The organism is Streptomyces marokkonensis (genome assembly GCF_008312835.1).
GTDB lineage: Bacteria > Actinomycetota > Actinomycetes > Streptomycetales > Streptomycetaceae > Streptomyces > Streptomyces marokkonensis_A.
Genome location: NZ_VSKS01000005.1, coordinates 286,757 through 301,737, shown reverse-complemented (window position 1 = coordinate 301,737; position 14,981 = coordinate 286,757). Strand labels below are relative to the sequence as shown.

Annotated in this window: 13 protein-coding genes and 1 tRNA gene; 10 read left to right on the top strand and 4 right to left on the bottom strand. The window is 71.7% G+C overall.

Going from position 1 to position 14,981, the window contains the following annotated elements; translation table 11 throughout:
* The first annotated feature begins 121 nt into the window (after positions 1 to 121).
* On the top strand, positions 122 to 580 hold the full coding sequence (locus F1615_RS11795) for a DUF485 domain-containing protein (protein WP_149548860.1): 459 nt from the start codon (positions 122 to 124) through the stop codon (positions 578 to 580).
* On the top strand, positions 577 to 2,193 hold the full coding sequence (locus tag F1615_RS11790) for a cation acetate symporter (protein WP_149548859.1): 1,617 nt from the start codon (positions 577 to 579) through the stop codon (positions 2,191 to 2,193). Before F1615_RS11795 ends, F1615_RS11790 begins: the two co-directional genes overlap by 4 nt.
* 7 nt (positions 2,194 to 2,200) lie before the next feature.
* On the opposite strand, the gene F1615_RS11785 is transcribed toward F1615_RS11790, so the two are convergent.
* The 3 genes from F1615_RS11785 to F1615_RS11775 all read right to left on the bottom strand — a co-directional run bounded on the left by F1615_RS11785 (position 2,201) and on the right by F1615_RS11775 (position 6,960).
* Positions 2,201 to 3,085 (bottom strand): cellulose-binding protein, encoded by an 885-nt coding sequence (locus tag F1615_RS11785; RefSeq protein ID WP_244328702.1) that lies wholly within the window; start codon positions 3,083 to 3,085, stop codon positions 2,201 to 2,203.
* A gap of 200 nt (positions 3,086 to 3,285) precedes the next feature.
* A complete protein-coding gene (locus F1615_RS11780) occupies positions 3,286 to 5,931 on the bottom strand; it encodes an SUKH-4 family immunity protein (RefSeq protein WP_149548857.1) in 2,646 nt (881 codons plus the stop codon).
* Between the two features lie 9 nt (positions 5,932 to 5,940).
* Entirely contained in the window at positions 5,941 to 6,960 is a 1,020-nt protein-coding gene (locus tag F1615_RS11775) for an SMI1/KNR4 family protein (RefSeq protein ID WP_149548856.1), read from the bottom strand.
* Positions 6,961 to 7,311: 351 nt separating this feature from the next.
* Between F1615_RS11775 and F1615_RS11770 the strand changes: the two genes are divergently transcribed.
* Positions 7,312 to 7,842 (top strand): YwqJ-related putative deaminase, encoded by a 531-nt coding sequence (locus F1615_RS11770; protein WP_149548855.1) that lies wholly within the window; start codon positions 7,312 to 7,314, stop codon positions 7,840 to 7,842.
* 41 nt (positions 7,843 to 7,883) lie between these two features.
* Positions 7,884 to 8,378, top strand: coding sequence for an SUKH-3 domain-containing protein (locus F1615_RS11765; RefSeq protein ID WP_149548854.1), 495 nt, complete (start codon positions 7,884 to 7,886; stop codon positions 8,376 to 8,378).
* Between the two features lie 15 nt (positions 8,379 to 8,393).
* Here the strand turns inward: F1615_RS11765 and F1615_RS11760 are convergent, their stop codons facing one another.
* Complete coding sequence (locus tag F1615_RS11760) at positions 8,394 to 9,710, bottom strand: sensor histidine kinase (protein ID WP_149548853.1); 1,317 nt, start codon at positions 9,708 to 9,710, stop codon at positions 8,394 to 8,396.
* A 167-nt stretch (positions 9,711 to 9,877) separates the two neighbouring features.
* Here F1615_RS11760 and F1615_RS11755 point away from each other — a divergent pair, with 167 nt between their 5' ends.
* The 6 genes from F1615_RS11755 (at position 9,878) to pth (ending at position 14,942) form a co-directional block, all read left to right on the top strand.
* Positions 9,878 to 10,750, top strand: coding sequence for a hypothetical protein (locus F1615_RS11755; RefSeq protein WP_149548852.1), 873 nt, complete (start codon positions 9,878 to 9,880; stop codon positions 10,748 to 10,750).
* Positions 10,751 to 10,756: 6 nt separating this feature from the next.
* Positions 10,757 to 10,827, top strand: a tRNA-Gln gene (locus F1615_RS11750).
* 114 nt (positions 10,828 to 10,941) lie between these two features.
* Positions 10,942 to 12,387 (top strand): bifunctional UDP-N-acetylglucosamine diphosphorylase/glucosamine-1-phosphate N-acetyltransferase GlmU, encoded by a 1,446-nt coding sequence (gene glmU, locus F1615_RS11745; protein ID WP_149548851.1) that lies wholly within the window; start codon positions 10,942 to 10,944, stop codon positions 12,385 to 12,387.
* Positions 12,388 to 12,475: 88 nt separating this feature from the next.
* Complete coding sequence (locus F1615_RS11740) at positions 12,476 to 13,456, top strand: ribose-phosphate diphosphokinase (protein WP_149548850.1); 981 nt, start codon at positions 12,476 to 12,478, stop codon at positions 13,454 to 13,456.
* A 206-nt stretch (positions 13,457 to 13,662) separates the two neighbouring features.
* Positions 13,663 to 14,259, top strand: coding sequence for a 50S ribosomal protein L25/general stress protein Ctc (locus tag F1615_RS11735; RefSeq protein WP_149548849.1), 597 nt, complete (start codon positions 13,663 to 13,665; stop codon positions 14,257 to 14,259).
* Positions 14,260 to 14,336: 77 nt separating this feature from the next.
* Entirely contained in the window at positions 14,337 to 14,942 is a 606-nt protein-coding gene (pth, locus tag F1615_RS11730; protein ID WP_149548848.1) for an aminoacyl-tRNA hydrolase, read from the top strand.
* Positions 14,943 to 14,981 lie beyond the last annotated feature (39 nt).

Genomic DNA, 14,981 nt, shown 5'->3' with positions numbered 1-14,981 from the left:
CCGACCGCTCAGTTCGGCCAAAACGCAGCGCACCCCCGTACGCGCGAGTAGCGTGCGGGATCCGCTCCCCACCCCCTCCCTGCCGTCCCCGCACGGACCCGAGCCACGCAAGGAGAACGGGATGTCCACCGACCCGTACCGGCACCGTCCCCACCCGCACCGGGCCCCCCACCCGCACCCCCCGAACGCCGCCTCCCCCTCCTACGCCACCTACCCCTGGCAGCCCCCGGCCCCGCCCGCCCCCGAGCCGAGACCCGCTCCCCACCACGCCCCGCTCGGGCACCACTCCGACCTGCGCCGGCTGCGCAGCGCCTACCGCTGGCAGCGCCGCACCGCCACCCTCACCGCACTCGGGTACTTCGTCCTCTTCCTCGTCCTGTCGGCGTTCGCCCCGTCCTTCATGACGGGCACCGTCACCGACGGCGTCCCCACCGGGCTGCTCCTGGCCGTGCTCCAAGTGCCCGTCACCTGGCTGGCGATCGCCCTGTACGAGGGCACCGCCCGCCGCCGCGTCGACCCCCTCGCCGACCTCATCCGCCGTCAGGCCGCGCTGGACGCCAAGCGGGAGGCGACACGATGACCCCGCAGTCCGGCGGCGACACGCAGGCCATGGCCCTTGTCGGCTTCTCCGCGGTCGCCACGGTCACCCTGCTGCTGTGCGTGATGACCGGCCCCGACCGCGACGACCTCGACGAGTTCTACACCGGCTACGGCTCCCTGTCCCCCATGCGCAACGGCCTGGCCATCGCCGGTGACTACATCTCCGCCGCGACCGTCCTCGGCACCGGCGGCGTCATCGCGCTGTTCGGGTACGACGGGACCGTGCTCGCGCTGAGCACCGCCCTGTCCCTGATGCTGCTCATGTTCCTGCTGGCCGAACCCCTGCGCAACGCGGGCCGGTTCACCATGGGCGACGCGCTCACCCGGCGCATGCCGCAGGGACGCGGGATACGGATCACCGCGAGCGTCGTCACCCTCGCCGCGCTGCTGCCGCTGATGCTGGTGCAACTCGCCGGCACCGGCCAGCTGATGGGGTTCATCCTCGGTTTCTCCGGCGAGTCCCTGCAGACGGGCTGCATCGTCGGCGTGGGCGCCCTGATGATCAGCTACGCGGCGATCGGCGGCATGAAGGGCACCGCCCTCATCCAGATCCTGAAGATGGTGCTGCTGCTCGGCTCCGGCATCGTCGTCGCCGCCCTCGTCCTGAACCGGTTCGACTGGAACCCGGGCGCCCTGTTCGACGCGGCCGCCGCCAACAGCGGCGTGGGCGACGCCTTCCTCGCCTCCGGCCTGCAGTTCAGCGGCGGCGCCAGTCCCGGTCTTGACATGATCACCTCGCAGCTGACGGTCGTCCTCGGCGGCGCCTGCCTGCCCCACGTCACCATGCGCATGTACACCGCCTCCAGCGCCCGCCAGGTGCGCCGCTCGATGTCCTGGGCGGTGTCCGGTGTGGCCCTGTTCGTGCTCGTCATCACCGTCATCGGCTTCGGCGCGACCGCGCTGGCCGGGCGGGCCGCCATCGCCCAGGCCGACCCGCGGGGCAACACCGCCTATCTGCTCGGCACGCAGGCCGCGTTCGGCCCGGAGGTGTCCACGGCGGAGACCTTCCTCTTCACCACCGTCACCACGGCCATCTTCCTCACCGTCCTGGCCTCCGTCGCCGGCATGATCCTCGCCTGCGCCAACTCCCTCGCCCACGACGTCTTCGCGTCCCGCGTCCAGGAGATGTCACCGCGCCGCGAGATGGTCCTGGCCCGCCTCGCCGCACTCGCGGTGGGCGTCCCCGCGATCGTGCTGGCCACCGTGGTGCAGCACCACAGCCTGCAGCCCCTGGTCACCCTGTCCTTCTGCCTCGGCGCCTCCGCCATCGCGCCGGCCCTCGTCTACAGCCTCTTCTGGCGCCGCTACACCCGCACGGGCCTGCTCGCCACCCTCATCGGCGGCTCCCTGGCCGTGCTCCTGCTGATGCCGGGCACCAACCTGGTCTCCGGGTCGCCCGTCTCCGCCTTCCCCGACGCCGACTTCAACTGGTTCCCGTTCACCACCACCGGCCTGCTCTCCATCCCCGCCGGCTTCCTCTGCGGCTGGCTCGGCACGGTGGCCTCCGGCCGGGCCCGGGCGGAGGAACAGCGGCGCCAGTACGAGGCGGTGGAGGGCTGGATCCTCGCCGGGGCGGCACGCAGGAGGACGTGAACCCCGCTCACTCCACCACGCGGCCGGTCAGCGCGCTGAGGCTGGCGCACACATGGTCCATGTGCGTCTGCACGTCCTCCCGCCGGCCGGCGTGGTCGCGCAGCACCCGTTCGGTCTCCCGCGCGATGCCCTCCGCGCGGGCGCGCGCCTCGGCGAGCACCTCCGCCGCGCGTTCCTCCGCCTCCTCCGCGCGGCGGCGGGCCGACTCCTCCGCGTCGGCGAACACCTGCCGCGCCTCGGCCACCGCGGCCTGCGCGCGGGCCTCCGCCTCCGCCTGACGGGCGTCCAGCGCGGCCACCCGTCCGGCCTCCTCCCGCTCCACCTCGTCCAGCCGTGCCGCCTGTTCCCCGGCCACCTCGGCGAGCATCCCGGAGGTGCGCTCCCGCATCTCCCGCAACACCGACAGCGTCTCCCCGCGCCGCTCCTTCACCTCCAGCCGGGCCTCGATCCGGATCCCGTCGGCCTCCTCGCGGGCCGCGAGGAGCAGCTCACGGGCGTGCTCGTCCGATCCGGCGCGCACCGTGTCCGCGTACGCCTGTGCGGCGTCCCGCACGCCCGCGGCCTCGTCCCGGGCCAGATCCGTGACGTCCTGCGCCCACTGCCGGGCCGCCTCCCGTACGGCCGTCGCCTCCTCCCGGGCCAGCTCGAACAGCCGCCGGGCGCCCTCCCCGAGCGATTCGTACGTCTGCGGAGGCAGCGCGGCCACCCGTGCGCGCAGCAGCTCCAGCTCCTCCTCCATCTCGCGGGCCAGCACGGTGAGCCGCGCCGCCCGCTCCCAGGCGGCGTCACGATCGTCCGAGAGCGCCTCGACGTACGCGATCACCTGCAGGGGACGGTACCCGCGCCCCCGCACCACCTCGAAGCCCTGCGACGACACCGATGCACTGCTCACCCTGGAACCCCTCTCCACCGACGGACACGAAGCCCACCACGACGACCGAGTACGAAATGGGATGAATCGCGCACATCTTGATGGATCACACGGAAGTGTTCATAACGCGACACTCCGCGGAGCGGGCACGCAGAAGCCGGGCCCGGTCGTCCCACGACCGGGCCCGGCTCCTCGCGTCACGCGGGTTCAGCGACGACGGATCACAGCAGCCCGTCCCACATCTGCTCCAGCAGCACCGACCACCAGCTCTCCGGCGAACCCAGCGCCGCCGCGTCCAGCGCGGCCAGCTGTGCCTGGAAGTCCACGGTCCAGCGGCCCGCCTGCTCCTGGTTCAGCCCGAACCGCAGCCGCCACATCCGGCCGAGCAGCGCCAGACAGCGCGCGAACTCCGGCAGACCGGTGTTCACGAACTGCGGCGGCACCGGCGCACCGCCCGGCCCGGCCTCCACCGGCACCGCGACGATGTTCGCCGTGCCGTACTGCACACAGATCGCCTTGCCGAAGTCGCTGCCCATCACCAGGTACGAACCCGCGTCCGGGGCCGCCGGCACACCCCGCTCCGCCGCCAGCTCCGCCAGTGTCGGCACCGGACGGCCCGGCTGCGCCTGCGCCCAGAAGAACGGGCCCATGTCCACCGGCAGCCCCGCCATCACCAGCGTGTGCGCCACGACCGGCGGCACGCCCTGCCGGGACACCGCCGCCTGCTCGAAGCGGAACACACCCGGCCCGAACGCCCCGGCCAGCTCCTGCGCGACGGCCTCCGGCGGAACCGGCGGCGCCGGCTGCACCGGCGGAATCGGCGCGCGGATGGGGGCGGGACGCGCCGGACCGTCCGCGACCTGGTGCAACTCCCCCTGGTGGGCGAGCAGTTGCTGCATGCCCTGCTGCCTGCTCGCGTGATCCGTGCCGTACGGGGCGATGCTCGTGATCCGCGCCTGCGGCCACTGCTCGCGGATCATCCGCGCGCAGTACGCACCCGGCAGCTCGCACGACTCCAGCTCGGTGTGCAGCTCCAGCACCTGGTCCGGCGGCACGTTCATGGCGCGCAGCTCGTGGAAGATCTGCCACTCCGGGTGCGGCGTGCCCGGCGCCGAACGCCGGATCAGCTGCTGCTCGGAACCGTCTTGTGCGCGGTAGCGCAGCACGGCCTGGTAGCCGGGCCCGACGGTCGGCAGGCCGGTGGGCTGCGGCGGGTAGCCGTACGCCGGCGGCTGCCCCGGACCGGGGACACCGGGCGGCACGGCGCCCGGCGGCACCGCTCCGGGCGGCACCGCTCCGGGCGGCATCGGGTGAGCGCCGCCGGGCACACCGGGCGGAGCCGGGGGCGGAGGCGCACCGGGGCCGCCCACCGGGGGCGCGGCCAGCACGGTCTCCGCGTGGTGCACGGGCGGGCGGCCGCCTCCCGCCGCTCCGGGAGCTCCCGGAGCACCAGGAGCACCCGGGACGCCGGGCGGCTGGGGAGCTCCGGGGGGCCCCGGAGGCGCCGGTGTTCCGGGAGCACCCGGGCCCGTCCCTCCCGGGTCGGCGAACATCGTCGCCGCGTGGTGGACACCACCGGGCGGCGTCCCGCCGGGCGCGCTCGGCGCACCGGGCGGAGGCGGCGTCGGGGTGCCGGGCCCCTCCGGGCCCAGCGACGACACCATCTGCGTCGGTACGTACCCGCCCGCCGGACCCGGCGGAGACGGGGGCGTGCCGCCCGGCCGCGCGCCCGGGGTCCCCGGGGCGCCCGGAGGAGGCGGCGTCGTCGCACCCGGGCCACGACGCGGGGGCCGGGTCGCCTTGCTGGTCGCGGCGTCGGCGATGTCACCGGCGTGGGGCGCGAGCGGCCGCTCCGGCGCACCCGGACCCGCCGGCGGCGGCGTCGGCGCACCCGGCGCGGGTGTGCCGGGCGCGGGCGTGCCGGGCACACCACCCCGCGAGGGCGGCGGCGTTCCCCGCTGCGCCTCGGGATCCGGAAGCGCCGGCGCCACAGCCGTCGGCGGGAGCTGACTGCCGCCCGACAGCAGCGCCGTCCGCGCCTCCGCCGTCGCCGAGGGCGGAGGCGTCGGCGTGTCGTCACCGGACTCGCTCAGCTGCGGCGCGAACACGGTCTCCGGCAGCGGTACGGAACGGTCCTCACCGGCATCGGCGTTGGTGTCCGTACCGGCCCACGGCGTCGCCCCGGCGGGCGCGCCGGCACCCGCCGGAGAACCACTCCCCCCGGCGGCGGGCCACGCCGCCCCGCTCCCCGCCCCGGCGGCCGGACCCGCCGAAGCGCCCTGCGGCGCCGCGTCCCGGCCCGACACGGCCGGGACGGAGTCCGCGGCCCAGCCCGAACCCGCACCGCCGGACACACCCGAGCCGGAATCGGAAGATGAAGAGGGAGAAGAAGAGGAGGCGGAAGCGGAGGACGCAGCCGCGCCCGGTTCCGGAGCCTGCCCCGGAACCCCACCGGCCCCCGCGGCACCCCCCGCACTCTCCCCGCGCCGATCCGGAATCCCCAGCCGGTCCGCCGCCTCCTGCAGCCACTCCGGCGGACTCAGCAGGAACGACGTCTGATTCAGATCCACCCGCGCCGGCGCCGGCGCCGGCTCGGGCGCCGCGGCGGCACGGCCGTACTCCTCCTCGTACCGGCGGATCACCTCACCCACCGGCAGCGCGGGCCACAACGTCGCCTCACCGCTGTCGCGGGCGATCACCAGCCGCTGCGCACCACCGTCCGAACGGGGCCCGTCCGCACGGTCCTCCGGCCACACCACGAACCCGAGGTCGAACTCCCGCACCCGCACCTCACGATGCTGGTACGACGGGACATCCCCGTTGATCCACTCCTCCGCGCGCTCCTGCGCCTGCGCGAACGTCACCATCGCCGAAGCTCACTCCCCCGCGGAAGAAACCGGAACGGCACGCGCGAACCCGCCGTCCACCATCAGATTCGCCACCGTCTCCAGCTCCGGCGGAGAGCCCGCCAGCCGCGCGAGGAACGCGTCGAAGTCGTCACCGCACGCCAGCAGCAGCCGCTCCACCCGCTCGGCAGGCGCCCACGACGGATCGACGTCGCGCGCGTCGTCGTACGCGCAGAACCACACCGAACCCTGCCGCTCGCCCCGCACCTTCACGGCCAGCAGGCCGCCCTGCACGAAGGCCACGCACAGATAGTCCTTGGTCAGATGATCCCGCAGGCACTTGTTGACGTACACGAGGTCGTTGACCGCCGCCTCGTCCCGCACCGTGAAGAACGGCTGGTCCACCAGCAGACCCAGCTCCGCGTCCAGCGCCGTCCCCACCGGCGCGCAACCGCCCGCCGCCTTCAGGAACGACCGGTACGCACCCGGCAGCCGGTAACCGAGATCCTCCTCGACACCCAGCACCTGCGACTCCGTCACCGCCACACCCGACTTCGGCAGCCCGAAATGCGCCGGACGCGTCTCCTGCAACGGCCGCGTACCCCGCTTGCCGTGGTCCACCGCCGACGTCGCCACCCCGCCGTGATGCCGCAGCAGCGCCTTCACCTCGACCGGCACCAGCTCCAGCCGCCGCGTCCCCACCACGTGGTGCCACGTCCAGCCGTGCGGCGTCGCCACCGTCGGCACCGTGTCCCACAGCTCGTGCCCGCTCGCCGCCAGCGCCGCGTTCGCCGACACGTAGTCCGTCAGCCGCAACTCGTCGACACCGAAACCCTCCGGCGGCTCCGCGATCTCCACGGCCGCACGCGCGTAGGGCGAGAAGTCGGGGTAACCACGCTCGTCCACCCGCACCCCTCTCGGGTGACGGGCCGCCCGCACCGGATCCGGGAAGTGCACGACCTGCCCGGCGTAGGCCGCGTTCGGCGGCGCGGCTTGTCCCCCGGCCTGGCGGCCGGGAGGTGCCCCCAGCCCGAGCCGACCTGTCGTCATGGCGGTTGCCCCCTGCGGCACTCTGTACGCCCGCACCGCCCACCTTCGGACCGTTACGGAACGTATTCGACTGTCACGTCTGTCTCGACTGCTTTCCGCCACGACCCGCACGGCGCCCGCACGCACAACCGCGCGGATCACCGCATGGATCGCGGTGCCGACAGCCTATGCGGTACGACCCGACCGGTCACCGGCACCGGTCACCCACCCCTCCGCTTCCGTGACCAGCCGTCACCCTCCCGTGACAGCCCGCCCGGGCACGGGCGTGTCGCACCGCCCCAGCTTCCCCATCAGCCACGCCGTTTGGCACTCTGTGACCTCCGGGGGGATGCTCGGGAGGGGATGATGATCATGAACATGACGCAGCCGGGGACGCACACCGGCCCATCCGGCGACCCCCGCTCCGGCGACCCCCGCATCGGCTGGAGCGCCACCGGAACCACCCACACCCCCACCCTCCACCACCGCCGCGACGGCATCCTGCCCACCATCGCCGCCGCCCTCTCCGTCCGCGGCGAAACCCTCACCGGCACCGCCGCCCGCGGCGACACACCCCCCGCCCTCCACCCCCTCGTCAAGGACTTCCTCGACACCCTCACCAGCGACCAGCGCGACCGCTTCACCGGCCGCTGCGCCGAAACCATCCTCATCTCCCGGCACATCACCACCGCCGACGCCGCCCGCAGCAAACGCGCCGCACGAAAACCCATGACCAACGGCGAAGCACGCAAAGCCCTCAAACAAGCCAAACTCACCACCCGCCGCATCCGCGAGGACGGCGACCCCCTCCACGGCAGCTACGCCGCCCCCTGCCGCGCCTGCACCGCCCTCACCGCCCACTTCGGCGTCCGCATGGTCGACCCCGCCGCCACCACCGGCTGAACCACCTCGCACCAACCACGACCTCGACGAACGAAGAGCCGATGCACACCGACCGCACCTCCACCACCCGCTTCGCCGTCCCCGTCGACGCCGCCCTGCGCGCCGCCGGATGGCAACCCGGCCGCTGGGACATCAAACAGGCCGAGATCTGGGCCGACACCCTGCGCGACCACACCTCACCCGCGGGCCACCGCCACACCGTCTTCCCCGCCGCCGTCGAAGCCTGGGCCGAATTCGGCGGCCTCCACATCAAACCCACCGGACCCGGCCGCCAAGTCGCCCCCGCCAACCTCCACATCGACCCGCTCCACGGACTCCACATGGCCCGCACCCTCGGCGACCTCGGCCGCGCCCTCGACACCGAGGTCTGCCCCCTCGGCGCCGAAACCGACACCCAGGCCCTCCTCGCCATCGACACCCAGGGCCGCGTCTACGCCCTCGACCACACCGGCGACTGGTACCTCGGCCCCACCATCGACCAAGGCCTCGCCACCCTCGTCTCCGGCATCGAACCCGTACGCCTCACCGCCGGCTGACCACCCCGCACCCGGCTACGACGCCGGAATCACCGCCGACACCCGGAAACCCCCCGCGTCCGTCGGCCCCGACACGAACACCCCACCGAGCGCCGACACCCGCTCCTTCATCCCCACCAGACCGTTCCCACCCGACGGCAGCCCCGCCGACGACGCCGCCTCCGGCGGCGGCTCGTTCTCCACCTGCATCGCGATCTCCGACACCCGGTGCGCCAGACGCACATACGTCTTCGCACCCGCCGCATGCTTGTGGACGTTCGTCAACGCCTCCTGCACCACCCGGTACGCCGTCGACTCCACCTCCGGCGCATACGCACGGCTCTCCCCCACCACCGACAGATCCACGACCATCCCCGCGGCCGCCGACTGCCCCACCAACTCGTCGATCTCCGACAGGGACGGCCCCTCGCCCGACCCCCCGCCCTCGTCCACCGCCCGCGACGCGGCCACCGCCGCGGCCACCCCCACCGCCGCCAACGGCACCGACGCCCGCTCCCGCCGCTGCACCCCGTCCCCACCGGACCGCAGCACCCCGAGCATCTCCCGCAACTCCGTCAACGCCTGCCGCCCCATGTCCCCCACCAGCGCGGCGTTCTTCACCGCCTTCTCGGGGTCCTTCCGCGCCACCGCCTGCAACGCCGCCGCATGCACCACCATCAGACTCACCCGGTGCGCGACCACGTCATGCATCTCACGGGCGATCCTCGTCCGCTCCTCGTTCCGCGCCCACTCGGCCCGCTCCTCCGCCCGCTCCGCCAGCAGCTGCAGCTCCCGCTCCAGACTGTCCGCCCGCTCCCGCAGACTCTCCATCAACCGCCGCCGCGCCCCCACATACAGCCCCAGCAGCAACGGAGGAGCCGTCACCCCCAGCGCCGTCGTGATCGACGCGAACGGCACGATCCAGTCGCCGACGTCCACGTCCTCCTTCGCGATGTCCTGCCGCATCCGCACGAACATCACGATGAGCACACCGACCATCTGCATACCGGCCAGCGAACCGATGATCCGCCGCGGCAGATCCGACGCGGCCAGCGAATACAGGCCCACGATGCCCAACAGCAAACCCATCGAGGCCGGCGTCACCGCGATCGCCACCAGCACCACCGCGATCGGCCACTTCCGCCGCACCAGCAGCACCGACCCGGCCAGCACACCGAACACGATCCCCGCGGCCGCCGGGATCCCCGCCTCCCGCGCGAACGGGATCCCCTCCAGCCCGCACTCCAGCGCGGACACCACCGCGAGCCCTGCATCGAACACGGCACTGCGGCGCCGCTCCCACCACCACGGCCCTCCCCGGGCCGTCACATGGTCTTCCCCCGTCGTGGTCATGCCTCCAGCCTACGGGCGCCCCCCACCCGTTATCCGGCGAGTTTCCACGACAAACCCGCACCACACAGGGTGACCGATCGGACGCGGTACGCCCCGAAATCCCTCGAACTGCTGAATCGGCCACCGTTCGAAGGGGGAAGCCCACATTCCGCCCGGACGGTAGGGGTGTGACACACGCACCAGGCAAATACGCCGACTTCGAGGGCCTGCGCGAGCAAGCGGTGGCACTGCGACGGGCGGGACTGAGCCGGCGCCAGATCCGCGACCGGCTCCACGTGGACAACAACGACATCCTCAACCGCCTCCTGCAGGGCGAACCGGCCCCGGAATGGACGAAACGGCCGAACGCGAAGGACGACCTACGGGAGAAGGCGAGGGAGCTCCGACTCCAGGGCTGGACGTACGACCAGATCCAGATCGAGCTCGGCTGCTCCAAGAGCTCGATCTCCCTGTGGGTACGGGACCTGCCGAAGCCGGAGCGGAAACGAACCCGCGAGGAGGCCTCGACGATCGCCAGGCGCGGCTGGGAGGCCACACTCCGGCTGCGCGAGAAGGAACGACAGCGGACCAAGGCGACTGCCGCGAGCGAGATCGGCGCACTGAGCGACCGCGAACTGTTCGTCGTCGGCGTGGCCCTCTACTGGGCCGAGGGCGCGAAGGACAAGCCATACGCCAGGCGCGAGAACGTCCAGTTCGTCAACAGCGACCCCGGAGTGATCCGGGTCTACCTGGCCTGGCTGGACCTACTGGGAGTGGAGCGCAGCCGCCTGCGCTACCGGGTCATGATCCACGAGACGGCCGACGTCGAGGGTGCCGAAAGCCACTGGGCCGACCTCCTGGGGGTCGACGTGGCACTCCTCCAGAAGACGACCATCAAGAAGCACAACCCCAAGACCGTCCGCAAGAACGTCGGCGACGACTACCGGGGCTGCCTCGTCGTCAGCGTCCTGAAAGGTGCCGAGCTGTACCGTCGCATCGAGGGCTGGTGGTACGGCATAGTAGGAGCTGTCCGTCCGGACGATCTATCGAACCGGACATAAGGGCTATCCCGGGTCGTCTAAGGGCAAGACGGTGTCTTTTGGTGTCACTTATGGGGGTTCGAGTCCTCCCCCGGGAGCCCAGTGAGTGCGGGCCCTGACATCTGTGTCAGGGCCCGCACTCATGTCCCCCCGGAAACGCCCCGGTATCCTGCGGATGTCACCCCCACCCCAACACAGCCGAAGGGCATCCCGTGAGCGCCATTCGCCCGGCAGCCGTCGTCGTACTCGCAGCGGGTGAGGGCACCCGTATGAAGTCGGCCACACCGAAGGTCCTGCACGACATCTGTGGCCGTTCCCTGGTGGGTCATGTGCTCACCGCCGCCGGTGAACTCGAGCCGGAGCACCTGGTCGTCGTCGTGGGGCACGCCCGCGAGAAGGTGACCGCGCACCTCGCCGAGATCGCCCCCGCCGTGCGCACCGCGGTGCAGGAGGAGCAGAACGGCACGGGTCACGCCGTGCGGATGGGGCTGGAGGAGCTGGGCGGTTCCGTGGACGGGACCGTGGTGGTCGTGTGCGGTGACACCCCGCTGCTGACGGGTGGGACGCTGCGGCAGTTGTCCGCCACGCACTCGGCGGACGGCAACGCGGTGACGGTGCTGACGGCCGAGGTGCCGGACGCGACGGGTTACGGGCGGATCGTGCGTGACGGCACCGGTGCCGTGACCGCGATCGTGGAGCACAAGGACGCGTCCGGGGCGCAGCGGGAGATCCGGGAGATCAACTCGGGTGTGTTCGCGTTCGACGGGGCGTTGCTGGCGGACGCGTTGAAGAAGGTGCGTACGGACAACAGTCAGGGTGAGGAGTACCTGACGGACGTCCTGGGGATCCTGCGTGAGGCGGGGCACCGGGTGGGCGCGTCGGTGGCGGGTGATCACCGGGAGATCGCGGGGATCAACAACCGTGTGCAGTTGTCGGAGGCGCGGCGGATCCTGAACGACCGGTTGCTGACGGCGGCCATGCTGTCGGGGGTGACGGTGGTCGACCCCGCCACGACGTGGGTGGACGCGACGGTGACCTTCGAGCGGGACGTTCTGGTCCATCCGGGTACGCAGTTGCACGGTGCCACGCATCTCGCCGAGGGGTGCGAGGTGGGCCCTCACTCGCGGCTGACGGACACGCGGGTGGGTGCGGGTGCGCGGGTGGACAACACCGTGGCGCTGGGTGCCGAGGTGGGTCCCGAGGCGGCGGTCGGGCCGTATGCGTATCTGCGTCCGGGGACGCGGCTGGGCCGCAAGGGCAAGATCGGTACGTACGTGGAGACGAAGAACGCGTCGATCGGTGAGGGGACGAAGGTTCCGCACCTGTCGTATGTCGGTGATGCCACGATCGGCGAGTACTCGAACATCGGTGCGGCGAGCGTGTTCGTCAACTATGACGGGGAGCACAAGCACCACACCACGGTCGGCTCGCACTGCAAGACGGGTTCGGACAACATGTTTGTGGCGCCTGTCACGGTCGGGGACGGTGCCTACACGGCCGCCGGCTCGGTGATCACGAAGGATGTGCCGCCCGGTTCGCTGGCCGTGGCCCGTGGCCAGCAGCGGAATATCGAGGGCTGGGTGGCCCGTAAGCGGCCGGGGAGTGCCGCGGCGAAGGCCGCGGAGGCGGCGTCCCGGGAGCCGGCCGAGGAGGGGTGACCGGATTTCGCCGCCGCGGACACCGCGTACCGTGATAAGTGCACATCCGCATCCCCACCTGCCGCGACACCTCTGAGGAGAAAGTGCTGTGACCGGGATCAAGACGACCGGCGAGAAGAAGATGATGTTCTTCTCCGGCCGCGCACACCCCGAGCTTGCCGAGGAGGTCGCCCACCAGCTGGGTGTCGGGGTCGTCCCGACGAAGGCCTTCGACTTCGCCAATGGCGAGATCTATGTGCGGTATCAGGAGTCGGCTCGTGGTGCCGACTGTTTCCTGATCCAGAGCCACACCGCTCCGATCAACAAGTGGATCATGGAGCAGCTGATCATGATCGACGCGCTGAAGCGTGCGTCGGCCAGGTCGATCACGGTCATCGTGCCGTTCTACGGTTACGCGCGGCAGGACAAGAAGCACCGGGGCCGTGAACCGATCTCGGCGCGGCTGATCGCGGATCTGATGAAGACGGCGGGCGCGGACCGGCTGCTGACGGTGGATCTGCACACGGACCAGATCCAGGGCTTCTTCGACGGTCCGGTGGACCACCTGTTCGCGTTGCCGCTGCTGGCGGACTACGTGGGTGCGAAGGTGGACCGTTCGAAGCTGACGGTGGTGTCGCCGGACGCGGGCCGGGTGCGCGTGGCGGACCGCTGGTGCGACCGGCTGGGTGCGCCGCTGGCGATCGTGCACAAGCGCCGGGACAAGGACGTGGCGAACCAGGTCACGGTGCACGAGGTGGTCGGTGAGGTGAAGGGCCGCGTGTGCGTTCTGGTGGACGACATGATCGACACGGGTGGCACGATCTGTGCAGCGGCGGACGCGTTGTTCGCGCACGGTGCGGAGGACGTCATCGTGACGGCGACGCACGGTGTGCTGTCGGGTCCGGCGGCGGACCGGCTGAAGAATTCGAAGGTGAGTGAGTTCGTGTTCACGAACACGCTGCCGACGCCGAGTGAGCTGAGCGAGAGCCTGGACAAGATCAAGGTGCTGTCGATCGCGCCGACGATCGCGCGTGCGGTGCGTGAGGTGTTCGAGGACGGTTCGGTGACGAGCCTGTTCGACGAGCAGTAAGGGTTCTGCAGTCGGGCACCCGTACGGGTTCCGTTGATCGTTTTGGGTACGGCCTCCTGGTCCGAGTAGACTGCTGCAGTTGCTCGGCGAGGGAGGCCGTACCGCTTCATCCGAGGCTTGTACGGCGGTCCGTTATCGACGCGCTCTTCGTAGCAGGCCGTTCGTGGCCGGGTGACCACGTCCGTTTCTGACTTCGAGGAGTGACCATGTCCGAGGTGAAGATCGCCGCCACGACGCGCACCGAGTTCGGCAAGGGTGCCGCGCGCCGTATCCGCCGCGAGAACAACGTTCCGGGTGTCCTGTACGGGCACGGTTCGGACCCGCTGCACCTGACCTTCCCGGGCCACGAGCTGCTGCTGGCGCTGCGTACGCCGAACGTGCTGATCGCGCTGGACATCGACGGCAAGTCGAACGAGCTGGCGATCCCGAAGGCCGTGCAGCGTGACCCGCTGAAGGGCTTCCTGGAGCACGTCGACCTGCAGCTGGTGCAGCGCGGCGAGAAGGTCCAGGTCGAGATTCCGGTGCAGACCGAGGGTGAGCTGGCCCCGGGCGGCAACCTGCTGGAGCACGTGCTGTCGGCTCTGCCGGTCGAGGCCGAGGCCACGCACATCCCGGAGGGCGTGACGGTCTCCGTGGAGGGTCTGGCGGCCGGTGCCTCCGTCCTGGCCAAGGACATCACGCTGCCCAAGGGCGTGACGCTGGCCGTCGAGGAGGACGCGGTCGTGCTGCAGGTCCTGGCCGCGCAGGCCGAGGAGGCGCCCGAGGGTGCCGAGGAAGAGGGCGCGCAGGCCGCCGAGGCCTGATCCTCTTCGGAGTCGTCGTTTCGTCGGCCGCTGTTCCCGCCCGGGGCAGCGGCCGACGCGTATGAAGGAGACATGGCGTGACGACGGATGCGGCAGGCGCGGCGGGTCCCTGGCTGGTGGTGGGGCTGGGCAATCCCGGGCCGGGGTACGCGATGAACCGCCACAACGTGGGTTTCATGGTGGCGGATCTGCTGGCGGAGCGGATGGGGGGCCGGTTCAAGCGGGCCGGCCGGGCTCAGGCGCAGGTGGTGGAGGGCCGGATCGGGCCGCCGGGGCCGGCGAACCGGCGGGTGGTCGTGGCGAAGCCGATGTCGTACATGAACCTGTCGGGCGGGCCGGTGAACGCGCTGCGAGAGTTCTACAAGGTGCCGGCGGAGCGGGTGGTCGCGGTCCACGACGAGCTGGACATCGACTACGGGATGCTGCGGCTGAAGCTGGGCGGCGGGGACAACGGTCACAACGGGCTGAAGTCGCTGACGCAGGCGTTCGGGCGGGACTATCACCGGGTGCGGTTCGGGATCGGCAGGCCGCCGGGGCGGATGCAGGTGGCGGACTTCGTGCTGAAGGACTTCTCGTCGGCGGAGCGCAAGGAGCTGGACTACTTCGTGGACCGGGCGGCGGACGCGGTGGAGTGTCTGGTGATCGAGGGGCTGGAGCGGGCGCAGGGCACGTACAACTCGTGATCTGCCGAGAGGGGCATCGGGCGGCTTGTCCCGTACTGC

Excerpts from the sequence above, each read along its gene's own strand:
- F1615_RS11735 (WP_149548849.1), top strand. The coding sequence starts at position 13,663 with ATGTCCGAGGTGAAGATCGCCGCCACGACGCGCACCGAGTTCGGCAAG.
- F1615_RS11765 (WP_149548854.1), top strand. The coding sequence starts at position 7,884 with ATGCACACCGACCGCACCTCCACCACCCGCTTCGCCGTCCCCGTCGAC.
- F1615_RS11775 (WP_149548856.1), bottom strand. The coding sequence starts at position 6,960 with ATGACGACAGGTCGGCTCGGGCTGGGGGCACCTCCCGGCCGCCAGGCC.
- F1615_RS11795 (WP_149548860.1), top strand. The coding sequence starts at position 122 with ATGTCCACCGACCCGTACCGGCACCGTCCCCACCCGCACCGGGCCCCC.
- F1615_RS11790 (WP_149548859.1), top strand. The coding sequence starts at position 577 with ATGACCCCGCAGTCCGGCGGCGACACGCAGGCCATGGCCCTTGTCGGC.
- F1615_RS11760 (WP_149548853.1), bottom strand. The coding sequence starts at position 9,710 with ATGACCACGACGGGGGAAGACCATGTGACGGCCCGGGGAGGGCCGTGG.
- F1615_RS11770 (WP_149548855.1), top strand. The coding sequence starts at position 7,312 with ATGAACATGACGCAGCCGGGGACGCACACCGGCCCATCCGGCGACCCC.
- F1615_RS11780 (WP_149548857.1), bottom strand. The coding sequence starts at position 5,931 with ATGGTGACGTTCGCGCAGGCGCAGGAGCGCGCGGAGGAGTGGATCAAC.